The organism is Anabaena subtropica FACHB-260 (genome assembly GCF_014697105.1).
In the GTDB taxonomy this organism is placed as follows: domain Bacteria; phylum Cyanobacteriota; class Cyanobacteriia; order Cyanobacteriales; family Nostocaceae; genus Trichormus; species Trichormus subtropicus.
Genome location: NZ_JACJRF010000016.1, coordinates 16,225 through 41,126 on the forward strand (window position 1 = coordinate 16,225; position 24,902 = coordinate 41,126).

The following is a 24,902-nucleotide window of genomic DNA, read 5'->3' on the forward strand; positions in this document are numbered from 1 at the left end:
GGAAATTTATTAAAATATATTAAGAAGGACTGAAGTTGCACTAAAAAGACTGACATATAAACATTTATGTTGCTAAGACCGGATCAACGCTTAAAATTAGACGATACAGACGACCAACTATTTTATGCCTATCCCCGCTTTGTCACCCATGTTGATGAAGGTTTTATTCAACAATTGACGGATTTATATAGAGAGCGGCTACAACCTAACACACGCATATTAGACATGATGAGTAGCTGGGTTTCCCATCTACCAGCAGAGGTAAAGTTTGCTCATGTGGAGGGACATGGACTCAACGGCGAGGAATTAGAACGTAATTCCCGACTTAATCATTACTTTGTGCAGAATCTCAACGAAAACCCTGGTTTACCTCTACCAGACCAAGAATTTGATGCAGTTATCAATTGTGTTTCCGTACAGTACCTGCAATATCCAGAAGCAGTATTTTCGGAAATTTATCGCATCCTCAAACCTGGTGGTGTGGCAATTATTAGCTTTTCTAACCGGATGTTTTATCAAAAAGCGATTCAAGCCTGGCGGGATGCTTCCGAACCAAGACGTTTAGAATTAGTTAAACGCTACTTTGCTTCAGTACCCGGATTTAGCACCCCAGAAATCATTGCTCATAAATCAACAGCACCCAATTTCTTGCAGTGGTTAGGTGCGCCGGGAGGAGATCCCTTTTATGCAGCGATCGCTTACCGAAAATAGAATGTTTCATCGGTCGGGAGCTAAACTTATATGTCTTCATACTCTGCACTCCCCACAGAATTGGATCAAAAGATAAATTTTTGGGTATGAACTGACAGCAGCACAGATAATTGCCTCAAAGCTCAAGCATCAGGAGTAGATATGAAGTTTCCCCGTGCGTCTAGAATTCTATCGGCTGTATTATTGTCTGTTTTATTACTGACTACAGCCTGTACCCCCCAAGCACCAGGACGTTTTGACCAAGCACAGCAAGAAAGTAGCCGTCAAAAAACTGGTCAAGCGGTAGCTAAAAACGCTACTCAAGGCAATGAATTTAACAAATTTTTCCCAAATGAAACAGCTGGTTATCAACGAGTATATACCCAAGAAAAAAAAGGTTTTGCTGAAGCCAAGTTGAAAAAAGATGGTAAGGATTTAGCGATGTTGTCTGTTTCAGATACTACGAGTACACCAGGAGCAGCCGCGAAATTCTCTAAGAGTACTAAGAAAATCGGTGGTTATCCGGCTGTGGAAGTAGGTAATACGCAAACAGCAGTTTTAGTAGGTAAATACCAGGTGAAAGTATTGTCTCGTTCTCCGTCATTTACTGCAAGCGATCGCGCCAATTGGATCGAGAAATTCAACCTTGGAGGCTTGGCTGAACTCAACTAAGCTGCACTCAGAAAATCAAGATAATAAAACCTAATAATTAGGAGATTGTTGTGAGTAAATCCATTTTTGAGTTGGTTGATCAACTACCAACCAGTGGTTTAACTGTATCTATGCTAAAAGCCCTGGATTTTGTTGCTCCTGGAGAGTGGCAAAATACTGTTGGCTTCGTTAATACCATTAAAACTGTCACTGGTGAAACCGATGACAGCTTGATTCAGCAAATTGGCGAACGAGCGATTTACCTCTATAATGATCGCTCCCAAGGATATCAAACAGCACTGTGGCTCTATCAAACTGTTGATGGTACAGATAAAGTCTTGGGTGCAGCTGCTTTAGCTAACAAAGTCGGTGAAAAATTACCCCTGTTGGGTTTTTTAAACTCAGTTACACCCAAACCCGATAAAGCCCAAACGATAGACTTATCCCTGAAATTAGTAGCTGAATTAGTAGCTTTCTGCCAAATTAACGGCATCCCTGGGGACAGTATTGGCGATTTTGTTGCATCTCTAGGAGAATACAGTGGTGAGTCACTAATTCGCATGGTGGCTTTAGTTTGTGTTGATGGTTTAATACCTTTAGGCCCAAATTTTATTAACAAGGCTATATCTGGGCTAAGTCAAATGAATCCTCAAGAATTAGAGCAAAACTCCACTTTTAAAGGTATTAAAGATGTAATTCCTGGTAACAATGCTGGCAGTAAACTAAACTTTATTGGGGAAAGTTTTGACTCAGTAAAAGGGTGGATGAATAATATTGTTATCGCTAATAACTTAAGCCCTCAAAAAGTAGTCCATAACTTGAGTAGCTTTATGGAAATAGCTGATGACAAGTTAGATTACTTAGCGGCTTTCTTAGATATGGCAACTAATTACTACGAACATACAGGTACACAAACCTTAGCAAGACGCTTAATTGAGCGAGCTGTAGCTGAGATTTAAATTAATAGGTAATAGCGAACTTCTACCTTTGCTATTACCTGTTTAAATTTAATTTAATTATTGAACTTATACTAAATTAAAAATTCCAACAGAAGTTATATATCAAAATAATCAGCAACTGATAAATGATATCTTATTAAGATGTAATTTATACGTAAACTTCAAGTAAAATTTAAATTCGTTTAAGTGAAAACCCTCAGATAATCAGACTTTAATTACTATTAAATAATATTCACTTTGTATTAAAAAAAGTGAGAGAATCAGGAAATGAAAGGGAATACTAGAGCAGAGTTACAATGATATAAAGAGCGCTGCAATGATAGTATTGTCCGATACAATATTTCCTCTTTCTGGATATCACATCACAGAAAAAATCTACTTTGGTAGCAAAACCATAGTTTATCGAGCTATTAGAAAGCAAGACCAAAAACCTGTAGTTATCAAACTGATGCGGAATGAATACCCAACGTTTCATGAAATTGCTCAGTTTCGTAATCAGTATACAATTACCAAAAATTTAGACGTTCAGGGAATAGTTAAACCCTTAAACTTAGAAACCTATCGTAACAGCTATGCTCTAGTCATGGAGGACTTTGGCGGTTTATCGCTCAAAGACTGGGGACAACTTCATCAAGCCACAGATGAATATGGCACAATTCTAAAAATATTTTTTCATATTGCTATAGCGATCGCATCTACTTTAGAAGGATTACATCGTAGTCGCATTATTCATAAAGATATCAAACCAGCCAACATCCTGATTAATCCCAGCACACTAGAAATCAGAATAATTGACTTTAGTATTGCTACTCTCCTTCCAAGAGAAGTCCAAGTTATCACAAATCACAATTTTTTAGAAGGGACGCTAGCTTATTTATCTCCTGAACAAACAGGAAGGATGAACAGAGGGATTGATTACCGTAGTGATTTTTATTCTTTAGGTGTAACGTTTTTTGAACTCCTAACCGGACAGTTACCTTTCAAGAGTATTGAGCCGATGGAGTTAGTTTACTGCCACATTGCCAAGCAACCACCCACAGCAAGCTCCATAAACCCCAAGATTCCCAGCATTTTGTCTGATATTATCAGCAGGTTAATGGCAAAAAATGCCGAAGACCGCTATCAGAGTGCTTACGGACTCAGATACGACCTAGAGATTTGCTATAAACAGTTGCAAGAAACAGGCGACATAAAATCCTTTGAATTAGCCACTAAGGATGTCTCAGATCGTTTTCTCATTCCCGAAAAGCTCTATGGTCGCCAACAAGAAGTTGCGGCTTTACTTGCTGCTTTTGAGAGGGTAACGAGGGGAAAAACAGAAATGATATTAGTTACTGGATTCTCTGGTATTGGTAAAACTGCTGTAGTTAACGAAGTTCATAAGCCCATTGTTCGGCAACAAAGTTATTTCATTAAAGGAAAATTTGATCAGTTTCAAAGAGATATTCCCTTATCGGGATTAGTACAAGCTTTTAGAGATTTAATTGGGCAAATCCTCTTAGAGACTGATGAGCAAATTAAACAATGGCGAAGGAAAATTTTATCAGCTTTAGGTGAACAATCTCAGGTAATTATTGATGTGATTCCTGAACTTGAAGACATTGTTGGTCAACAGCCAAATGTAGCTGAACTTTCCGGCAGTGCTGTCCAAAATCGTTTTAATTTATTATTTCAAAGATTTATCCAAGTATTTAGTAGTAAACAGCATCCATTAGTTATTTTTCTGGATGATTTGCAATGGGCAGATATAGCTTCTTTAAAATTTATCCAGTTATTGATGAATCAGAGAAATACACTTAAAAAAAATCCTACTGTACCTGATTCGGAAACAAAAGAAAATCTATGGATTCCTATTTTTGATGGAGAGCCTTGGACGGTTACTGAAACACAAATAAATGATAAAGATGAGTATCATTTATTTTTAATCGGAGCATATCGTGATAATGAAGTTTCTCAGGCACATCCACTATCTTTAACAATAAAAGAAATTGAAAAAGTACAAGGGAATATTACTCGTATTTCATTATTACCTTTAAATCAAAGTAATTTAAACAATTTAATTTCTGATACTCTTCGTTGCCAAGAAGAGATGACTATTCCTCTCAGTCAAATGGTATTTGCAAAAACCAAAGGTAATCCTTTCTTTGCTACTCAATTTCTTAAATCTTTACATCAAGATGGCATAATTAAGTTTAAATTTGATGCTGGTTATTGGCATTACGATATTGTAAAAATTCAAGCTTTATCGCTGACAGACGATGTTGTGAAATTTATGGGTATGCAAATAGAAAGATTGCCCAAAATGACACAAAATATCTTAAAGTTAGCAGCCTGTATTGGTAATGAGTTTGATTTAAAGACTCTGGCGATCGCCCATGAAAAATCTGTTGTAGATACCGCCTCTGACTTATGGGCAGCATTACATGAAGGTATAATATTACCTCAAACTGAGGTTTATAAATTTTTCCAAGAAAATAATAATCCAGCAGAAATTTTTGGTAATAAAAAATCTCAGGAATCACCATTTATTAATTTTCAAACTCCTACGTACAAATTTATCCACGACCGAGTACAACAAGCAGCTTATTCTCTAATTCCTGAAAACCTCAGACAGCAAATCCACTTAAAAATTGGGATATTACTTCTAGATAATATCCCAATTACTGAAAGAGAAGACAAGGTTTTTCAATTGGTAAATCAGTTAAATATTGTAGTGGAATTAATCACGAATCAAAGCAAGCGTGATGAATTAGCTCAGATGAATCTAACTGCTGGACGTAAAGCTTTAGCATCAACGGCTTATACAGCAGCAGTGAAATATTTAATGACAGGAATTGAACTACTTGCAAATGATAGCTGGAAAAATCAATATGAACTAACTTTAGCTTTGTATGAAACAGCAGTAGAAGCAGCATATCTAAGTGGTGATTTTCAGCAGATGGAACACTTAATTCAAGTAGTGTTAGTACAGGCTAAAACATCACTTGAACAGGTAAAAATTTATGAAGTCAAAATTCAGGCTTATGGAGCGCAAAATCAAGCCATTGAAGCTATCAATACGGCATTAGCTTTTTTGAAATTGCTGGGAGTGGAGTTTCCTGAAAACACCACCCAGTCTGATATTCAGCAGGAAATGCAAATAATAAATGCAAAATTGGCTGATCATAGTGTTGAAAAGTTAATTGAATTGCCAGAAATGACTGAAGCACAACCGCTAGCAGTCATGCGTATCTTATCGAGTGCAATTGTTTTTGCATATCAATCTGAACCTAATGTTTTCACACTAATTGCTCTTAAACAAATCAGCTTATCACTCAAATATGGAAATACTTCATTGTCGGCTTTTGCATATGTTGTTTATGGTTTAATTCTCTGTGGTGTAAAAGGAGAGATTGAGTATGGCTATGAATTTGGAAAACTAGCTTCAGGTTTGTTGATTAAGTTTAAAACTCAAGAAGTAACTGCTAAAGTCATTCACTCATTTAATGCTCACATCAAACATTGGAAGGAACATATTAAGGAAACATTAACATCTTTTTTAAATGCTTACTTAAGCGGAATAGAAACAGGAGATTTAGAATTTGCCAGCTATTCGATTAATGCTTACTGCTACTCTTCATTCTTTATAGGTCGGGAACTGACTAGTTTAAAACTAGAAATGAACCCCTATAGCAGTGTCATTAATCAACTAAAACAAGAAAGGGTATGGTATTGGAATAAGATTTATCTACAGATGGTGTTAAATTTGCTGGGAGAAGAAGAAGATGTTTGTAGTTTAACTGGTGTTGCTTATAATGAGGCAAAAGATTTATTAATTCATCGTCAATCTAACGATGGAATCGCAATTTTACATTTCTATCTGTGTAAAATTCAGATATGCTATTTATTTAGTGATTACCATACAGCAGTTGCAAATACTGTTAACGCCAGAAATTATTTATATGCTGGCATCGGAATGTTGGTTACACCGCAATTATATTTCTATGATTCTCTAGCTCATTTAGCTATATATTTTGTAAGCCAAAAACATGAACAAGAAGAAATTCTCCAGCAGGTAACAGCCAACCAACAAAAAATGGAGCATTGGGCTAGTCATGGGCCAATGAATTATTTACATAAGTATTATCTTGTAGAAGCAGAAAAATATCGTGTTATCGGACAATATCTGCAAGCAATAGATTTTTATGATCGCGCCATTTCTCTTGCTAAAGAAAATGAATATATTCATGAAGAAGCTCTAGCTAATGAACTGGCTGCTAAGTTTTATCTAGACTGGGGTAAACAAAAAATAGCCCAAACTTATCTCACAGATGCTTACTATGCCTATAGTCGCTGGGGAGCAAAAGCCAAAATTGATCATTTGGCAAAACTCTATCCTCAATTACTGGCTCCGATACTCCAGCAAGAAAAACTTAATTGCCAAGTAAATGAGAAAATCACTTCTTCTAATTACCAATCTATATCCAACAGGAATAATCACCAAACAGTAGTTGGTTCTAAAACTAGTATTTCGGACTCTCTAGATTTAGCAGCAGTGATTAAAGCCTCTCAAGCGCTCTCTGGAGAAATTGAGCTTGAACAACTACTGTCTACATTAATGCAAGTTGTGATGGAAAATGCCGGTGCTTCTAAATCAGCTTTGATTTTAACTGACGCAGATACTTCTGAATTAAGAGTGACTACAGTCAGTCATAGTGCCAATTCTGTTGCTATATCTACATCTTTTCCTTCCATTAGGTTAGATTCCAGTTTTGATGTCCCTGTGACTTTGATTAACTATGTCAAACGCAATGAAGAAATATTAGTGATTGATGATGCCCAGACTGTTGATTTCCTCGCAAGCGATCGCTACATTATTCGTGAGCAACCCAAGAGTCTATTATGCGTACCTATTATTAATCAAGGTAAGGTTTTAGGTATTCTCTACCTAGAAAATAATCTAGCAACAGGAGCATTTCCCCGCGAGCGCGTGGAAGTTTTAAAACTCCTTACTACCCAAGCAGCAATCTCCATAGAAAATGCCATACTCTACAAAAATTTAGCACAAGCAAATCAAAGCCTAGAAGATTACAACCATAGGCTAGAGGAAAAAGTAGAAGCTAGAACACAGGAACTCCATGACAAAAATCAACGTTTACAACAAGCTCTGCAAGAATTACAACGCACACAAACCCAATTAATTCAAAGTGAAAAAATGTCTTCTTTGGGACAAATGATAGCGGGAATTGCTCATGAAATTAATAATCCTATTAACTTTATTCATGGGAATATTACTCATACTACTGAGTATGTAAAAGATTTACTGGATCTGATCGCTATTTATCAGCAAGAATTTCCTCAACCCTCAAGTTTAATTGCAGAAAAAGCTAAACAAATTGATATAGATTTTTTAGCAGAAGATTTACCAAAAATTCTCGATTCCATGAAGATTGGAAGTTCAAGAATTCGCAATATTGTTCTAGGTTTACGCAACTTTTCCCGTTTAGACGAATCAGAAATGAAGCCAGTGGATATTCACGAAGGTATTGATAATACCTTGATGATTTTGCAGCATAGACTGAAAGCAAAAAGTGATTTCCCTGCAATTACTGTCATCAAAGAATATGCAAAACTACCTCCAGTTAATTGTTATGCTGGTCAACTTAATCAGGTATTTATGAATATTCTTAGTAATGCGATTGATGCCTTGGAAGAGTCAATAATAAAAGACTCTGAACTGTTTAATAGACGACAGATTCGGATTCTTACTGAATTAATAGATGCGAACACTCTGGGGATTCGCATTGCGGATAACGGTTTTGGCATGACGGAGCAAGTGCAGCAGAAAATTTTCGATCCATTTTTTACTACTAAACCTATAGGAAGTGGTACAGGTTTAGGGTTATCTATTAGCTATCAAGTTGTGGTGGAAAAACACAAGGGTCGGTTAACTTGTAATTCCACTCCAAAACAAGGAACCGAGTTTGTGATTGAAATACCACTATTCTCCTAAAAAGGCTAAAGGAGTAGAAAATACCTTACTCTTAGTGCATTAACGTAGTCAAGTTTGCTCCATTACATATAACTCTTGTGATGTTTTCATTTTGACGGCACTGGACTGCTTTTGAGAAAAAAAGCGTTGCACTAAATCGGCAGCATATTCCATACCATAAGGCACACTCACCCCAGCAGTTAGTTCATTAGAAAAGTAAGTGTTGTCGCAGCCTTGTAACATCTCTAATCGCTCATATATACCATTCTCTAAGTCTTGGGAGGAAAAATGCGAAAACCACTTCCAGATCAGAGGTTCTCCTAAAAGTTTTACCTCAGTACCTCCAAGTCTTTTTACCAAATCGACAACATTGTTTTTCAGTTCTTCAACAGTTGTCGTTTCATCCATAAACGGATAAAAATTATAAATCTTACTACCTCGATCAACTTCATAGATAGCTAATGGATAACTGGGTGGTAAGGGATTATTTGCAGTATTTTTGACACAATAGAAAATTCCTGGGGTTAAACCTTCTACTCTGCACGTAATCACAGCCCGTTTAATTTCACGTACACGAGAAAAAATATCTGATTCTTCAGGTGAAGCATCAGCTACCCGGAGAAATTCATCTACAGGAGCAGTCCAAATTAAATGATCGAATTCCCACTGATTAGAGAAAGTTTCCAGCAGAATTTTTTTACCACGAGAAAATCTTTTAATAGTCTGTCCCAAGCACAAGTTATGGGTTGCACCTATCCGATTCCACAAATCTTGGTTTCCTTCTTGCAATTGAGGCATATTCAGAAGCAACTTTTTAGGCAAACTGCATCGGTTCAGTAATGCTAAAAGTCTAATTACATAGGCAATGGAAATATTTTCTTCTAGATGCCCAAATTGTGCAGCATTAGCTATGGGAATTAATGCCTCTCTAATAAAATCTAGATCCTGTTTGGCGAACCATTGAGGTGAGGACTCATTCATAGCTCGGTAAATAGGGTTGAGATACCCAGGATCATCATACCGAGTATACTTGCCTAATTCCTGAAAAAACGTCTTTAGTTGTCTCAATCGACTGAGTAAAGAAGATTTTGATTTAATTAAAAACGGGCTAGAGACTCGACCAGTAGCTAAGTCAAATACTTGCACTGGTGGCATCAAACGGTAATTTGGGGAAATTCCATACCGTTTTTTATACTTTTTGTACAGGGGACTAGGTAATATCCAAACAGTTCCGCCTTCATAAATACCACGGGACTGGGGAGTTGTGTCTCCATATCTAATTGAATATGTTTTGCCACCTACACGATTCTTGGTATCAATTATGGTGAGATTTTTATATCCAAGATCGCGCAATTCTTCAGCAGCAGTTAAACCAGCACAACCTGCACCAACAATACCAATACGAGTTGAAGGGTCATGAGTTAAATTATTAATTTGCATTGTATTGGGATTCCTAAGGTTGTTAGAGAGAGGCTGAGTACTGTAGTCTTGCTAGTGCAGAAGCCTCGATATTTTCTAACTTACAATAGCGACCAGAAAGAGAATACCAATTGACATGACCACCAATCCAGTTATGTAATCCTGATATATATTTACCTAGTTCCGTGTCTACAGATTTCCCAAAAGATGGAATAGATGCTTCTAGGTTTATCATACTTCTTATTTCTTCATCGTGCATTTCAGCAGACAGCTTAAACGCTTTCTCTAAAGATATTTTTTGTTGATAATGTAAGACTAACACTAAATTATGAACATCGTTATCAGCCATTTCTTTTGGTGCTGAGAAAATATCGTTACACCAACAAACAATGTTGTTGGTCATCATTTTTAGTCTTTTAAGTGTGTTGTATTCTCGTAAAGTTTTGGGAATATTTAAGTGATTAGTAAATTCAATTAACTCAAATAAAGGCTCCATCGCTCCAGTTGATCTACGTAAATGAATATATGTATCCAGATCCGGTACATTTTCCTGTGAACGGTTAATAGCTTCTTGGACACATCCATGTAAATAATCTTCAACACTATGAACAAAGTAATGAAAAGTTTTTGCACCGTCTCTTTGGAACATTCTTTGTCGTAAGTCCGCTAAAGCATGAGAACGTAGCGAATCTTGACTTGTGAGTTCTGCACCATTCAATACTTCAATAAATCGCTTATGTAATCCATTTAGTACTTCAGGCTGATTTGATAAATTTGAGATATCGCATTCGTCATCCCAAGTCATCATCCAACTTAGCCAATCGTTGGCAATTGTAAGTTCTTCAAGTTGACATTGTGGATAACAGCTAGCTATTAACAGGAAAAATTTAGCCTTGGAGAAACGTTTAAAAGCTGATTCATCTTTTAGAAGATTGAAGCGAAAAACCCAATCAAAAACAGTTGCTTCTAAGACATCAACATACTGATTAAATTGATGGGGAAATGGAGTGTATAAACTAGGTATGGTGAAGTTGTTCATAATTCCTCTTTTCGTTAAGTTTCTAGTTAACTAAATCTTCAAATGAATTGCTTTTGCAACAGTTATCAATTTAGAGTTTTGGCATGAAAAAATGACCATGCTAACTCTAAAAATCATGAGTGTTTTGTCTATGAATGAAGAAATTAATCCTTAGTAACAACAGTTCTAAGTTTTAGCCACAATCAAAAATGACAAAATGAGAACATATATTCTTCTTTATCTGCAAAATCCTCATAAATGGATAGTGCAGAGATCAAAAGAACAATTTCTGCTAATGTGTATGCTTTTGTGTTACTGAAACTTTAATGAACAGCACTTCATAAATCTACATTTACACTGCTACCCAACAATGTAAAAACTACCTGCGATTAAGTCACTTATACAACTAAGTGTGAGTCTGCCTTCGACTGAGTTCAATATGTAAATTTCGGTAACTACTTAAGTATTTTTTTATATTTTCCTTAAAAAAAGAACTGTATTTTTATGCAATTCCAAACAAATCTTGAGCATTATTAATACATGGAAAAAATTAATACTTTATTTAAACTATAAATCTAAGTATGTAATATCTTTTTGCTAAATATTTTTATCCAAAGATGATGAATTGGTTCTATAACTATGAGGTTATTGAAGATTGTGTGAAAAAGCGCTGTCAAGCAGCTAAGTATTTATGCGGTCTAATTTATTTTATAAATACTTGTATTATTGCGTGTATACACGTTAATATCATGAAAGCATGACAAAATTAACATGATAAAAAACAAATCTCTGATTGATAAATTAAACAAATATAGATAAAGTCGAGTATTTGTAGCATTTTATATCCAATGGTAGATATATTTATAAGTAAAATTTGCTTGTAAAAAATAGCACTTTTAAATAAATATGTATTTAGGATGAGTATTTATTACCCATAATACAGATGCAAATATCAGTAAATTGTGGTATTCATGCTACTGATATCATGTAGAAAGAATTTTAGTACCTTAACGTTTGGGTACTAAAATTCTCTTTATTTGCCTAAAACAATTGAATTACTAGGGTTTTGCTGATGTTTGATTTATGGGCAAATTCAAATTTTCAGCGATCGCCGACAAGTATGGTTGAAAAACCGCCAAGTTTTCCAGGTTATCAAATTTACCTTTGGATAAATCTGAATTAAAGGATGTAGTAATAACGTACAATTGTTTGCTGTCGGAGGTAACATAACCAATATGTTGCTCTTGTACACCACCTTCTGGCTTTAGTCTGACCAAGCCATAACGCATTCCTGGCAGTTTACCAATAGTTAGCTGTTGTGGTGGATAGGTTGAGAAAGCAATTTTATTACCGTATTTGGCTTGATGGTCTTTGGCAAAGGTATTGTATGAATCGGCTACCCAAGCTTGGAGTGCCTTGGCTATTTGGCTTTGGAACTGAGGATTTTGGTAATCTACTTGAGAACCCTGAGGAATACCAAGTTCTGTGAAGTGCTTTTGGAAATCAGGATTATCTGTGACTGGGTAAATCTCAACTTCAACTGTACCCAAACGTTGTCCTTGAGAAGAAACACATAGTAAGGCTGTTTCTCCCTCACAAGGTATTACTTGCCAATTGTTGGGTGCAGATATGCTATCTGACAGTCTCTGCCAAATATTGACTTTTTTTAAATTGGTTTGTTTTGGTGCAGTGATTGAAGGGGTAGCAGTTTTCGTCGTTGCACCTACAGTATTAGACTGTGTAACTTTACTTGTCAAAAAGTCGGGGAGAACAAACCTAGCTCCCACTGGTATGAAAACCAGTAAAATAACACCAATTATAAGATGATAAACGCGCAACATTTTCCTGAATATCCCAAGGCAGAGATTGCAAATTGATTGTATCTAAAATACTTTGTGAGTATACAGCTATTCTGAATTATTCAAGAGGATGAATAGTTCAAGAATTACATAACAAAACCTTTTGCTTTGAAATACAGACTATAAGAGGGTAGGGATGTAGGAGTTTAAGGATTGTGAACAGCTAGACTCCTCTAACCTTGGTCAAACCGTTGATTTTTCGTTTTTATGCGTAAGTTCTAGAGTTGAAGACTTGAGACAAAACAAAAAATAATCCAGCAGATTTGAGCTTTTGCTTTTATCTGCTGGAAACTCTAAACTTTATATTTTAGTAATAGCCTTTAGTAGCGGCGATTACCACCACCACCGCCACCACGGTTATTATTGCCCCAGTTACCGCCACCACGAGAAGGACTTCTTTCTTCACGGGGTTTAGCTTTGTTGACTTTTAAATCACGCCCCATCCATTCAGCACCATCAAGTGCTTCGATGGCAGCAGTTTCTTGAGCTTCTGTTTCCATTTCTACAAAAGCAAACCCACGAGGACGGCCAGTTTCACGGTCGGTAGGTAACTGAACGCGGCTAACTTTTCCGTACTCTGCGAAGGCCAGCTTCAGGTCTTCCTCTGTAACTTGGTAGGATAAGTTACCGATGTAAATTGACATACAATGTCTCCGAATTCAGGAAATGTAGAGAGTTAAATTCGGAGAGATACTTTTTATAAATCAAAATGAGTCACTCAACCGAAAATAATTCTTATAGACTCAACTATAGCACAGCTGTTCAATGTTGGCAGGTCTTACACAGCATAGTAATTTGTAATTTTTAATTCAGACTTATCGACTTAATCTGGGTTTAGGTGTTGAGTTTATAGTCTCTCGAACTGTGCTAATATTTCTTGTGCTTGTTGACAAAGTGTTTCATGATGCTGACCATTACTAGCCAACAATCCACCCCACTGATTGATATCTCTAGTATTGTACTGTAATGCAGTACCGTCAAAGTGGGTAAACTTACCCCCAGCTTCTGTCAAAATTAATTCTGGGGCTGCTATATCCCAATCTTTGGGAGCTGATTTGCCAGATAGGGAAATGTAAAGGTCTGCTTGTTGCTCAAGAATAGTAGTGATTTTGCAACCCACACTGCCTACGGATTTTTGATGGTAAGAAGGCAAATGTTCCAATAAATAGTTTAACTTTTGATTGCGGTGAGAACGACTCACAACTATTGTTAGCTCCTCCGGGTGCTTGGTTGTGTTGTTAAATGATAGTTGTAATAAATTAGAACTTTTTCGGCTCTCTACAAATGTACCACCGTTTTTGGTAGCGTAATATAGTTTTTCTGCTTCTGGTATGGCTACCACGGCTAAGACGGGCCTATGTTCTTTTACTAAAGCAATGTGAACTGCGTAGTCCCCTGTTTTTTCGATAAAGCCGCGTGTCCCATCTAAGGGATCGATTATCCATACCCAATCAGCACCTGATTGGCTATCTTTGTTTAACTCTGATTGATAGGTTTCTTCGCTGATGTAAGCGAAATCTTCTCGCCCTAAAGCTGCTTGTAGCTTTTGTAAGATGTATTGACTGACGGTAACATCGGCAACGGTAACAGGCTCATTTTGTTTATACTGCACGTTGAGGTTTGAGTCTTTTGCTGTGCCGTGATAATAGGATTGTAATATTTCGGCTGCACCCCAACCAACGGCACGAGCGATCGCTAGTATTTCTTGTAAGTCTTTCATTTCACATCCATCCAACGGCGCGTACCAAAAAGTTTACAAGCATCAGCAGTGATTTTGGCTGCTCCCTCCAGTGCTTTCGTAAAACTTGCTTGTAATATCCAGTGGCAAAAAGCACCGTGAAAAATATCTCCAGCCCCCAGTGTATCAACTGCCGTAATCGTCGGTACAACTACAGTACCACGTTGACCACAACTGAAATATTCAATTGGTTTTTCTCCGTGGGTAATAGCGATGTGGGGAACTCCTAATTTGTGGATATAGGTAAAAACTTCTTCACCACTACTACAGTTAGGGGGATAAAAGTTAGCTGAACAAATGGCGTAGTCAACTAATGGCAATATTTTCTCAAACCCCGGTTTCCAACTACCGCCATCAATTACCACGGGTATATTATTAGCTTTAGCCATTTGTGCGATGATACATCCCACCGCCATCTGATGTCCATCAATCAGAACGATATCAATATTATGTAAAATCTCTGGTGGGATAGATTCGTTAGTAGCTTGAGTTTTGACAGCGTTGATAGAAATGACAGCCCGTTCCCCGGTGGATTGAGTGACAATAATTGAAGATACAGGTGGTGGTGTATTAATAGTAGGATCAAGGTCAGCGATCGCTACTTGATATTTGGTTAAATCACTATGGATTAGCTGTGTCATCGGGTGGGAACCAACCACACCCAAAACTATAGCTTGATTACCCAAATAACTAAAAGTGACAGATGCGTTAGTAGCAGGGCCGCCTGCTGCTACAGTGTAGTCAGTCGCCACTAGCTTTTGATTATTTTTAGGGGCAAATTCAGCTAAGTAAATTAAATCTAATGTTACCAAGCCTACAAATAAACCGTGATTAGTCATTAGTCATTAGTCCGCAGTTCACTGTCATTTCCTTCCCTATCTTATTTCCACTCCCTATTTCTAATGCAGACCGATCCCAAACCAGGAACACTATATATAGTTGGCACACCCATTGGTAACTTGGAGGATATCACTTTTCGGGCGGTGCGGATTTTGCAAAATGTGGATTTGATTGCGGCGGAAGATACGCGCCACACAGGGAAGTTGCTCCAGCATTTGCAGGTAAAAACACCGCAAATTAGTTACCATGAACATAATCGTAGCAGTCGTATCCCAGAATTATTAGAGCATTTGCATATTGGTAAAGCGATCGCCCTTGTGAGTGATGCGGGTATGCCGGGAATTTCTGATCCTGGTTACGAACTGGTAAAAGCTTGTATTGAGGTAGGGGTAAAAGTAGTTCCTATTCCTGGTGCGAGTGCGGCAATTACAGCGTTGAGTGCGGCGGGATTACCAACAGATAAGTTTGTATTTGAGGGTTTTCTGCCAGCCAAAGGTCAACAAAGACGAGAACATTTAGAGGCTTTACAAACGGAATCCCGTACTCTAATTTTCTACGAATCGCCGCATCGCCTGCGTGAAACTTTACAAGACTTAGCAGAAGTTTGGGGAAGCGATCGCCAAATTGTCTTGGCAAGGGAGTTAACTAAATTATATGAGGAATTTTGGCGGGGGAGTATTGAGGAAGCGATCGCCCATTACCAACAAAAAGAACCCCAAGGTGAATATACACTCTTGGTAGCTGGACAACCACCTAGCCAAACTTTACTCACAGAAGAACAACTAAAGGCAGAGTTGCAACAATTAATTAGTCAAGGAATATCGCGATCGCAGGCTAGCCGTCAACTAGCAAAATACACTTCTCTTAACCGTCGCCAAGTTTATCAACTCGCTCTTTCTATAGTTATGAATCCTGAATAGTAACGCAGCGATCGCTTGAGAACGAATCTGCGATAATTAAATAGAGGAATCCTATTTGATTATTGAAAAAATATAAGTATCTATAGGGTAGGCATTGCCCAAAGCCACTTGCTACCCTGCGGGAACGCTAAGAGTGAATAAGCAGGGAAACCCGTCCAACGCAGTGGCTCCCCTACGCTTATTTCAGAAATCAAGGATGAATCCTATTAGATCCAGATACTATTTAAGAATCTGACTATTAGTCTTCAGGAAGAACCCATTTAGGCGGTTCTGTCATTTTTTTTCGCAGACGTTCTTCCGCCATTTGCAACATTTGGTCTAAAGAAGTCTCGGCAATGAATTGAGAGGTAGCCTCTCTAAACTCAATGTTCGGACATTTATCCCCTAGAACACAACCGTTGACGCAAGCTTGAGCGCAGTTAATTTTCTGCTCCACAGTCAATTCCTCTCTACTCAGGGGTTTTTTTTACCCTCCAGATAAATTTTACCTTGCTAGTTAGGATTAAATTAGTCTAAATATCTACCATTTTAGAAATAAAGCAGGAAAAAGGACTAGGGATTAAGAAGATGAGGTAGGAGAAGAAACAGTGGAGCCAGTGGCGTAGCACAGAGCAGGGGAAGAAAAGAACGACTGTTGACTAATGACTATGGACTAATTACTAATGACTAAACTATTAGCTATTACAGGAACTATTGCGGCGATCGCTACTGCTATTGTCCCTCAACAAGGTAGCGTGGGTATTGTGCGGGTGTCTGGTTCCCAAGCTCTGGCTATTGCCCAAACTCTGTTTCATACACCAGGTAAGCAAGTTTGGGACAGTCACCGGATTCTCTACGGTTACATCCGCCATCCCCAAACGCTAAAAGTTATAGATGAGGCACTGCTGCTGATCATGCAAGCGCCTCGCTCTTACACCCGTGAAGACGTAGTAGAGTTCCATTGCCACGGTGGGATTATGGCAGTACAACAGGTATTGCAACTATGTCTGGAAAGCGGCGCTAGATTAGCTCAACCGGGGGAATTTACCCTCAGAGCCTTTTTGAATGGCAGACTAGATTTAACTCAAGCCGAGAGTATTGCTGATTTGGTAGGAGCGCGATCGCCCCAAGCTGCTCAAACGGCTTTAGCTGGTTTACAAGGCAAACTAGCTCATCCCATCCGCCAGTTACGCGCCAACTGTTTGGATATTTTGGCAGAAATTGAAGCTCGGATTGATTTTGAGGAAGACTTACCGCCTTTGGATGATAAAGCCATAATATCAGATATTGAAAACACTGCCGCAGAAATTTCTAAATTACTGGCAACTAAAGACAAAGGTGAACTGCTGCGAACAGGCTTAAAAGTGGCCATTGTCGGTCGTCCGAATGTAGGTAAATCCAGCTTATTGAATGCTTGGAGCCAGAGCGATCGCGCCATTGTCACCGACTTACCCGGTACAACCCGCGACGTTGTAGAATCGCAGTTAGTTGTCGGGGGCATTCCCGTACAGGTGCTAGATACAGCAGGCATTCGGGAGACTAGCGACCAAGTAGAAAAGATAGGCGTAGAGCGATCGCGTCAAGCTGCCAACACAGCTGATTTAGTCTTGTTAACCATCGATGCTGCCACAGGCTGGACTACTGGCGACCAAGAAATTTATGAACAGGTAAAACACCGTCCGTTAATTCTAGTGATGAACAAAATTGATTTAGTAGACAAGAAATTGATTTTATCCTTTAAATATCCCGAAAATATTAATCAAATTGTTCACACAGCCGCAGCCCAAAAACAAGGAATTGATGCTTTAGAAACTGCAATATTAGAGATAGTTCAAGCCGGAAAAGTGAAAGCAGCTGATATGGATTTAGCCATTAATCAAAGACAAGCCGCAGCCCTCACCCAAGCGAAAATTTCTCTAGAACAAGTGCAAGCAACAATTACCCAGCAACTACCCCTAGATTTTTGGACAATTGACTTACGCGGTGCAATTCATGCGCTAGGAGAAATCACAGGGGAAGAAGTAACGGAGTCAGTGCTTGATAGGATTTTTAGTAGATTTTGTATAGGGAAATAAACACTGTAAATGGAGCTTGGGGGAGGAAATAAGGGGGTTGCACTCGTGCTAACTAAGTGCGTAAGAGAAGCCACCTGTGACAAGTCTTGATGTAATATTGATACATTAATTTATAATTTCTATAGTTCTCTGTATTAGAATATACTGTTAACGGAGAAATTTGGCTTTTCATAGTTGAGTGAAGGAAAACATTAGTTAAGGTAGTTACTAAAATCTATGGATGATATATTTTTGAAGCAAGAAGATTTTGAAAGAATATTTTCATCTCACTTAAAAATTAGTACATATTCACAAAGCATAGAAAGTTTATTTAGAGACAGAAACTTAAACAAAATTAAATATGACCCCTATTATCAAAGAAATTATGTTTGGACTCCTGAAAAAGCAACATTTTTTATAGAAAGTATTTTACTTGGGACAGAAATCCCACCAATAATACTTTTTGATAGTGGAAACACAAAAGAAGTAATTGACGGAAGACAAAGGTTTGAGACAATATTGCGTTTTCTCAAAAAAGACTTAAAGCTAACTGAAAAAGGTCTGTACGAGTTAAAAGAGCTAAAGAAAAAATCTTTTCAAGATTTAAGTACACAAATTCAAGACCTTTTCCTTGATTCTAAACTGAGAGTATTTGAGTTTGCTATAGTAAATGAGCCTAAATTAGATAGTGATCTGGAAGATAAGATAAAAAAAGAAATCTTTTCTAGATATAATTCAGGCATTACACCTTTAAAAAAAGCAGAAATCGAGAATGCCGCATATTTAAATGATCCTATAACTAAGTGCTTCAAGGATTTATTAACTACAGATCCAGTACAAGCAGAGAAAATATATCAGCTTTTTTTAAAGCATACTAAAACAGAAGATAATATCAAATTTAGAATCCAGAAAATTCTAACTTTTGTAAGAAAACAACTAATTCTAAGTATGCTGCCAATTAGAAGTTATGCTTCTAGTCCAGCAAGAACTGAAACGGTTGATAAACTTTACGAATTGATAGGTAGAAGTTGCGATCCCAAAGATTTATATAAAAATTTTTTGAACAGGTCTGAGTTAGTTGAGAAAGTAAATTCGACTCTAGAGTCAAGGGCAATCAGGTCTAATAGATTAGTTTGTGAGTGTCTTTTATGGGCTTTTTCAATACTGGAAAAAGAAAATGTTCCCAGAGGAGATTTCGAAAGTGTTGCGTTATCTATGGAATTTTCTCGTTATGTAGAAAAGAACATAATTACTTTTGCTCTAGAAGGGTCACATTTTTATTCACCTACACTTGGAAGATATCAAACTATAGCTAACTTTTTCAGTAGTAAACTAAAAATTAACTTTACTAACTATTTAGGCGGCGGCAACCCCAAAATTAAAAATTATGAGCAGGATGATACGTTAGTTAAAGTTAGTCAGTTAGAAACTTTAAGAACAACAAAGCCAGACCCTCAAAGAGTAACAATTGACGATTTTCTTTCAAGAATAAGGAAGAAAAGACTACTTTTACGTCCACCTTATCAAAGATCTGAAGTTATTAGTATACCCAAAGCATCTGCATTAATAGAGAGCATTTTGCTTGGTATTCAATTGCCACCAATATTTATTTTTAGTCGTAATGATGGAGTATGGGAAGTTATTGATGGACAACAGCGATTACTTTCGATTCTTGCATTTACCGGTGGATCTTATATTGATGAAGAAGGAAATGAACAAAAATCTAAAAATGATAAATTTGCCTTGAGGCAGTTAAGAATACTTAGAGATTTAGAAAAAAATAGATTTGATAATTTTAATGTAAATTTACAGGATAAAATTTATGATTTTCCACTTCTAGTTGTTGAAATCGAGGAGAGAATTAATCCTCAATTTCAGCCTGTTGATTTATTTATCAGATTAAATAATAAGCCATTCCCTATCTTAGAAAATTCGTTTGAAATGTGGAATGCTTGGGTTAAAAAGGAATTAATAGATGAGATTAAAAAGAATGCAGCAAAACATAAAAATTGGTTATACATTACTATTGCTAGTAAGAAAAATGACTATGGAGATAGGATGTTGAATGAAGAATTATATACGTTATTAGTTTATTTAGATTATCATAAAACTAGCGGAAAAGGTAAATCTACTGGAGTTCTTAATATACATATAAAAAACAATTCTGTAAATGCGAGAATTAAAGATAAAAGGGATGTTACAAAATTACTCCACGATGCTTCTACAAACGTAGACTCCTTGCGTTCGTTTCGAGAAAGCATTAAGCACGTAGAAAGTTTTATTAAAATTTTAAGATTGATTCTCCTTGATAGAGACATTGATGATGGTGTTGATAATTTTTTGATGGAAGAAGTGAACTGCATTTTTGATGCCGGCAGAAATTTAGCAGTTCTTGTTAGAAGGTTTCAAGACTTTTATATGCTATGGCATATTTTATCTGATCTAAATCTTCAAATGGCTAAGTTTCATAGGGAAGAAATTAAGAAAAGATTAAAGGAACTTTTCGCATATATGAAAAATCCCAGCAGTACTGATCTTGAAATAATTATGAAAGGCTTTAATGAAAGGCTAGAAATTATCAAAAGTGATTTTACGCAAAAAGATAGAAAGCTAAGATTAACAGAAGAAGAAAAAAGGCTATTAATTAAGAGCCAAAACAATCAGTGTGCATTGACAGGTGCAGCAATATATTATGGTGATGATTTGCATTATGATCACATTGTGCCATTATCTATTGGAGGGTCTGATACCATAGATAACATTCAAGTAGCACATGCACATGCAAATAGACAAAAAGGTGCTAACGTTTTGCTTAAATACACATAGGACTTAAATAAAGTAACTATTGATGTGTTATGGTAAGTCTTTTTTGTAATTGTCACTTACTAGATAGATATTGGCTCTATCGCTCACTTGATAAAGTCAATTAATAAAAAAATGCTTGTTATTAGGTTAATCTCTTTTAAGCAATAGGGTAGGGGCTTCAAAAGCCTCTAGATAAAAGCTTGCTTTTAATATCGTCGTATGGGGAGCATCCACTTTTGGAAGATATACAAGTTTTGGGAGAATATAACAACAGAGAAAACAGTAGGTGTCAGCAAGCATGAACCAAGATAAACCAGAAAGAATCAAAGCCTGCTTACAAGAATTGTCAATACTGCTGTATGAAGAAGCAGACAGGGAGCAGTGAAGTAGATATACTTAGCAAATACTGAAACCTTCAACACTTCACCCTTAATATTTTGTTCTCTGATTTGACTATAAAATTTAAACGGAGAGGGGGAGATTCGAACTCCCGGAGGTTTTAGCCTCATCCGATTTCAAGTCGGACGCAATCGACCACTCTGCCACCTCTCCAAATAAACTGTCGAGCTAGTGCTGCGCCTACATTTGTGGGTGAGCAATAAAGCTGACAGATAATACTATATCCTATCATCTACACAGATGGTACTACTGAAGTTGATCGCTCATAAAGAATTTCCTCTTTTGCCACCTGAAAACCTTCCCCAACCCAAACTAAGGAAGCTTGTGTCACTTCGCCCGCCTCTAGGGAAACTAAAGAAAAATTCCGCAGTTTCCCATGTTCACTTACTACAATTCTGGGTACACTAGCAGCATTCAAGTAAAATATCCCCTCTGGGCTTCTAAATGTTGGTTTACGTAGTTCTTTTTTGGTGTGCCGCAAAGTGTGGTGCATATGACCAAATGCCACTAAAGAAATGCGTTTACCAAGGGTCATACTTAGAGAAATCGCCTCGGCTAAATCTGGGTCGCCAAAGTCGCCACCTATAGGATGCCAATCTTTACCGCATGGGTCTTCTGGGCGATCGCCTAATCCACTCGGCCCATTATGACCGAGAAAAATGATTGTATCACAGGCTGCGCTTTTCACTGTCGCAAATATTCTCTCTGCTGATTCTTCCAGATTTGTCACACCATAACGGTCTTTACAGATGTCAGCAAATCTCCATTCATGACCACCCCAACTAAAAGGACGACCTCCCACCACGGTTAAATTCCACTCTAGAAAATCTAGCTTACCGTAACCAACATGGGCTGAACCTAGTAAATCGAGTTGTTCTTGTACCCAGTCTTCTTTGGTGCGATCGTAAGGACATTTCTTCCGTCCCCATTCTGTGGCAGTGTACCACGCATCATGGTTGCCCATAACTGCGGCTTTGGGAATATTCACCGAAGCGATCGCTCTTACCACTTCCACCGACTCATTACCAAAATCACCCACAAACAGCACTAAATCAACACCCAGATGCTTGAGTGCAATGCCATCTTCTACTTCCCACTGATCATGGATATCTCCAACTACAGCAATTTTCAGAGTTTTGGATTGAGATTTTTGACTGGTCATGCCACTTTCCTTGCCGTATATTTCCAGCATAGGAAACTCAGCCGGATTTGGACACTATTTAGGGGTATTAACCCACCAACTATTTTTGGTAAAAACTACTATAATTAATTCACCAGACTAAACTTGTAATAAAAAGTAACCCTAACTGTGTTTACCACTGCTTTTGCTCAAAGGGAACAGACTCAACCAGGTGGACTACCACTAGATTTATTTGCCGCTATTGAAAGTCTGAAAAAAGAACTCAACGCTGTTATTTTGGCGCATTATTATCAAGAGCCAGATATTCAAGATATTGCAGACTTTATTGGCGATTCATTACAACTTGCTAGAGCCGCAGAAAAGACTAATGCAGACGTGATTGTCTTTGCTGGCGTTCACTTCATGGCGGAGACAGCGAAGATTCTTAATCCTGACAAATTGGTACTGTTACCAGATTTAAATGCGGGTTGTTCCTTAGCTGATAGTTGTCCACCAAAAGAATTTGCTGCTTTTAAGGCAGCACATCCCGATCATTTGGTAGTTTCCTATATAAACTGCTCTGCCGAAATCAAGGCGATGAGCGATATCATCTGCACCAGTTCCAATGCGGTGAAGATTGTGCAGCAAATCCCCAAAGAACAGCCGATTATCTTTGCTCCCGATAGAAACTTGGGACGATATGTCATGGAACAGACGGGACGGGATTTGTTACTGTGGCAAGGTAGCTGCATAGTTCATGAAACCTTCTCTGAGAAGAAGATTGTTCAACTAAAAATTGCCCATCCTGAAGCAGAGGCGATCGCTCACCCAGAATGTGAAAGTAGCGTCTTGCGCCACGCTAGTTTTATCGGCTCTACAGCAGCCTTACTCAAATACTGCCAAACCAGCCCCAGCCAAGAATTTATTGTGGCTACCGAGCCAGGGATCATCCACCAAATGCAAAAACTAGCTCCTCATAAGCACTTTATTCCTGCACCACCAATAAATAATTGTGCTTGCAATGAATGTCCATTTATGCGGTTAAACACCCTGGAAAAACTCTACTGGGCGATGAAAAACCGTACTCCTGAAATCACCATGTCAGAAGATATCCGCATCGCGGCTCTCCGACCAATGCAACGGATGCTAGAGATGAGTAATTAGTCAACTAATTCCTATATTTTTTATCAGTTAAATGGGGAGATTAGGTTTCCCCATTTTCCATATCCTGAAATCTAAACATTCTCTCTGCGCCTCTGCGGGAGACAAATCATACACTCTGGAATTGCTTAGTCATCATGGAGATTTATCAGCCTCTTTTTGTGCCGTCTCACTATATTTCTTATATAGCTGAGTACGTATCTTAGCTTCCTGGTAACGGCTGTGATTTGATGGTACTGCATTCATTAAATCTGATGCTCGTTGCCACATAGCAGCTAACTCCAACCATTGAGTTGCACTTGTAGCTGTTTTACCGGATGCTGAGGCTTGATTGGCAAGGCGCACAGCTGCTGCAAAAGAATCATCAGATTGCAGAGAAACTCCATTATTAACGGCGTTGCTAAGTACTTCTGATTCTTTCCTCTTAGTATTGGCTGTAGCTAAAGAATTGTGGTTATCAAGTTGCGCTAGGTTTTTCAGTTGTTCACCAAACTGGCTATAAAAAATCCAACCAAGTGATAACAGCAAGCATAAAGCAAATGCTGACCGCAATTTCACCTTAGAGACTTTTTTTTGTTTAGCTTTGTTATTAAGTGGCGAGAGATCAGGTAAATTTGCTTGTCCTAGTTCAGCTTGTGCTTCTTGGAGATCCTGGATTAGTTGCTTGAGGACATTAGGTTGAGCAAGTGTAATTTCCTGTGACCAGAGTAATTGATTATCGCGATCGCGATCAATTTCTGTCAACCACAGCAATTGTTGTTCCCGAACAATTCGACTGTTAATCTTGATGCGGCGAATATGACGCGGTGCAATTGACTCCAGAGTGTGCTGGATTTGTTCTACAAGGCTAGATTGCTCAAGTTGTTCTACCTTAGCCGCCTCACACAATAGTTGTAAGACACCATCAGCAAAAACAGCTCTGATTCTCACACCGGATTTGGTGAGCTTTTCGTTTAATAGTTGAATAATCGCCGCAACGCTACCTTGGTGAGCTTGCCAGGCGATATCATTTATCCGATCTACCATTGGAGATGTAGTAATAGCTTTAAACCCTGATTTTTTTAAAAGAATCATAAATTTAGGCTGTTGTTCTACTGAACTTTACCTTGTCTTCGATTTTACGAGTAAAAAGATCCGTTTGCCACATAAAATCTTAAAAATCTAGCTTTCTTCTACTGCTGGCTAGAATGCTCTATATTTATCGCATTACAATCATACTTAACCAAAACTAAATAACCTCAGGGTCAACACCTAATACCCTTTTGGATTTTATATTTGAGATTTGGGATGGAAAACCCCTTGATGTATCTGGATTTCCC

17 protein-coding genes and 1 tRNA gene are annotated in these 24,902 nt (G+C 37.8%); 8 read left to right on the forward strand and 10 right to left on the reverse strand.

All coding sequences use genetic code 11. From position 1 onward, the window contains the following. Nucleotides 1–66 precede the first annotated feature (66 nt). The 4 genes from H6G18_RS11470 (at nt 67) to H6G18_RS11485 (ending at nt 8,292) form a co-directional block, all read left to right on the forward strand. Entirely contained in the window at nt 67–711 is a 645-nt protein-coding gene (locus H6G18_RS11470; RefSeq protein ID WP_190407234.1) for a class I SAM-dependent methyltransferase, read from the forward strand. A gap of 141 nt (nt 712–852) precedes the next feature. Beyond that, nucleotides 853–1,362, forward strand: a complete 510-nt coding sequence (locus tag H6G18_RS11475) for a hypothetical protein (protein ID WP_190407235.1) — start codon at nt 853–855, stop codon at nt 1,360–1,362. A gap of 50 nt (nt 1,363–1,412) precedes the next feature. Continuing rightward, nucleotides 1,413–2,300: a hypothetical protein gene (locus tag H6G18_RS11480; RefSeq protein WP_190407236.1), complete on the forward strand. Its 888-nt coding sequence runs from the start codon at nt 1,413–1,415 to the stop codon at nt 2,298–2,300. Between the two features lie 316 nt (nt 2,301–2,616). After that, nucleotides 2,617–8,292, forward strand: a complete 5,676-nt coding sequence (locus H6G18_RS11485) for a trifunctional serine/threonine-protein kinase/ATP-binding protein/sensor histidine kinase (protein WP_190407237.1) — start codon at nt 2,617–2,619, stop codon at nt 8,290–8,292. 48 nt (nt 8,293–8,340) lie between these two features. Here the strand turns inward: H6G18_RS11485 and H6G18_RS11490 are convergent, their stop codons facing one another. The 6 genes from H6G18_RS11490 to H6G18_RS11515 all read right to left on the reverse strand — a co-directional run bounded on the left by H6G18_RS11490 (nt 8,341) and on the right by H6G18_RS11515 (nt 15,144). Beyond that, the gene (locus H6G18_RS11490) at nt 8,341–9,711 is read right to left on the reverse strand and encodes an NAD(P)-binding protein (RefSeq protein WP_190407238.1); all 1,371 of its coding nucleotides are present in this window, start codon (nt 9,709–9,711) and stop codon (nt 8,341–8,343) included. A gap of 22 nt (nt 9,712–9,733) precedes the next feature. Beyond that, the gene (locus H6G18_RS11495) at nt 9,734–10,729 is read right to left on the reverse strand and encodes a terpene synthase family protein (RefSeq protein ID WP_190407239.1); all 996 of its coding nucleotides are present in this window, start codon (nt 10,727–10,729) and stop codon (nt 9,734–9,736) included. Between the two features lie 1,037 nt (nt 10,730–11,766). Further along, nucleotides 11,767–12,549 (reverse strand): hypothetical protein, encoded by a 783-nt coding sequence (locus H6G18_RS11500; RefSeq protein WP_190407240.1) that lies wholly within the window; start codon nt 12,547–12,549, stop codon nt 11,767–11,769. Nucleotides 12,550–12,887: 338 nt separating this feature from the next. After that, a complete protein-coding gene (locus H6G18_RS11505; protein ID WP_190407241.1) occupies nt 12,888–13,211 on the reverse strand; it encodes an RNA recognition motif domain-containing protein in 324 nt (107 codons plus the stop codon). Between the two features lie 203 nt (nt 13,212–13,414). Further along, nucleotides 13,415–14,287 carry a 3'(2'),5'-bisphosphate nucleotidase CysQ family protein gene (locus tag H6G18_RS11510; RefSeq protein ID WP_190407242.1) on the reverse strand — a complete coding sequence of 291 codons (873 nt, stop codon included), beginning with the start codon at nt 14,285–14,287 and terminating at the stop codon, nt 13,415–13,417. Next, complete coding sequence (locus tag H6G18_RS11515) at nt 14,284–15,144, reverse strand: sugar kinase (RefSeq protein WP_190407243.1); 861 nt, start codon at nt 15,142–15,144, stop codon at nt 14,284–14,286. Before H6G18_RS11515 ends, H6G18_RS11510 begins: the two co-directional genes overlap by 4 nt. A gap of 63 nt (nt 15,145–15,207) precedes the next feature. On the opposite strand from H6G18_RS11515, the gene rsmI reads away from it, so the two are divergent. Continuing rightward, on the forward strand, nt 15,208–16,065 hold the full coding sequence (gene rsmI / locus H6G18_RS11520; RefSeq protein ID WP_190407244.1) for a 16S rRNA (cytidine(1402)-2'-O)-methyltransferase: 858 nt from the start codon (nt 15,208–15,210) through the stop codon (nt 16,063–16,065). A gap of 238 nt (nt 16,066–16,303) precedes the next feature. Here rsmI and H6G18_RS11525 read toward each other — a convergent pair whose 3' ends face one another. Further along, nucleotides 16,304–16,501 (reverse strand): hypothetical protein, encoded by a 198-nt coding sequence (locus H6G18_RS11525; protein ID WP_190407245.1) that lies wholly within the window; start codon nt 16,499–16,501, stop codon nt 16,304–16,306. Nucleotides 16,502–16,727: 226 nt separating this feature from the next. On the opposite strand from H6G18_RS11525, the gene mnmE reads away from it, so the two are divergent. Together mnmE and H6G18_RS11535 are read left to right on the forward strand one after the other, a co-directional pair. After that, complete coding sequence (gene mnmE / locus H6G18_RS11530) at nt 16,728–18,119, forward strand: tRNA uridine-5-carboxymethylaminomethyl(34) synthesis GTPase MnmE (RefSeq protein ID WP_190407246.1); 1,392 nt, start codon at nt 16,728–16,730, stop codon at nt 18,117–18,119. 231 nt (nt 18,120–18,350) lie between these two features. Further along, the gene (locus H6G18_RS11535; RefSeq protein ID WP_206757211.1) at nt 18,351–20,924 is read left to right on the forward strand and encodes an HNH endonuclease family protein; all 2,574 of its coding nucleotides are present in this window, start codon (nt 18,351–18,353) and stop codon (nt 20,922–20,924) included. Nucleotides 20,925–21,370: 446 nt separating this feature from the next. Here H6G18_RS11535 and H6G18_RS11540 read toward each other — a convergent pair. Both H6G18_RS11540 and H6G18_RS11545 read right to left on the reverse strand, forming a co-directional pair. Beyond that, nucleotides 21,371–21,455: transfer RNA gene (locus tag H6G18_RS11540), tRNA-Ser, on the reverse strand. Nucleotides 21,456–21,534: 79 nt separating this feature from the next. After that, entirely contained in the window at nt 21,535–22,494 is a 960-nt protein-coding gene (locus H6G18_RS11545; RefSeq protein WP_190407248.1) for a TIGR04168 family protein, read from the reverse strand. Between the two features lie 117 nt (nt 22,495–22,611). Between H6G18_RS11545 and nadA the strand changes: the two genes are divergently transcribed. Next, on the forward strand, nt 22,612–23,586 hold the full coding sequence (nadA, locus tag H6G18_RS11550; protein WP_190407249.1) for a quinolinate synthase NadA: 975 nt from the start codon (nt 22,612–22,614) through the stop codon (nt 23,584–23,586). Nucleotides 23,587–23,718: 132 nt separating this feature from the next. On the opposite strand, the gene H6G18_RS11555 is transcribed toward nadA, so the two are convergent. Continuing rightward, nucleotides 23,719–24,657: a hypothetical protein gene (locus H6G18_RS11555; protein WP_190407250.1), complete on the reverse strand. Its 939-nt coding sequence runs from the start codon at nt 24,655–24,657 to the stop codon at nt 23,719–23,721. Nucleotides 24,658–24,902: the final 245 nt, after the last annotated feature.

Bases quoted from the DNA above. Each gene is read 5' to 3' on its own strand.
- H6G18_RS11475 (WP_190407235.1), top strand. From the start codon at position 853: ATGAAGTTTCCCCGTGCGTCTAGAATTCTATCGGCTGTATTATTGTCT.
- H6G18_RS11500 (WP_190407240.1), bottom strand. From the start codon at position 12,549: ATGTTGCGCGTTTATCATCTTATAATTGGTGTTATTTTACTGGTTTTC.
- H6G18_RS11515 (WP_190407243.1), bottom strand. From the start codon at position 15,144: ATGACTAATCACGGTTTATTTGTAGGCTTGGTAACATTAGATTTAATT.
- H6G18_RS11545 (WP_190407248.1), bottom strand. From the start codon at position 22,494: ATGCTGGAAATATACGGCAAGGAAAGTGGCATGACCAGTCAAAAATCT.
- mnmE (WP_190407246.1), top strand. From the start codon at position 16,728: ATGACTAAACTATTAGCTATTACAGGAACTATTGCGGCGATCGCTACT.
- rsmI (WP_190407244.1), top strand. From the start codon at position 15,208: ATGCAGACCGATCCCAAACCAGGAACACTATATATAGTTGGCACACCC.
- H6G18_RS11495 (WP_190407239.1), bottom strand. From the start codon at position 10,729: ATGAACAACTTCACCATACCTAGTTTATACACTCCATTTCCCCATCAA.
- H6G18_RS11505 (WP_190407241.1), bottom strand. From the start codon at position 13,211: ATGTCAATTTACATCGGTAACTTATCCTACCAAGTTACAGAGGAAGAC.
- H6G18_RS11490 (WP_190407238.1), bottom strand. From the start codon at position 9,711: ATGCAAATTAATAATTTAACTCATGACCCTTCAACTCGTATTGGTATT.
- H6G18_RS11470 (WP_190407234.1), top strand. From the start codon at position 67: ATGTTGCTAAGACCGGATCAACGCTTAAAATTAGACGATACAGACGAC.
- H6G18_RS11485 (WP_190407237.1), top strand. From the start codon at position 2,617: ATGATAGTATTGTCCGATACAATATTTCCTCTTTCTGGATATCACATC.
- H6G18_RS11555 (WP_190407250.1), bottom strand. From the start codon at position 24,657: ATGATTCTTTTAAAAAAATCAGGGTTTAAAGCTATTACTACATCTCCA.
- H6G18_RS11510 (WP_190407242.1), bottom strand. From the start codon at position 14,287: ATGAAAGACTTACAAGAAATACTAGCGATCGCTCGTGCCGTTGGTTGG.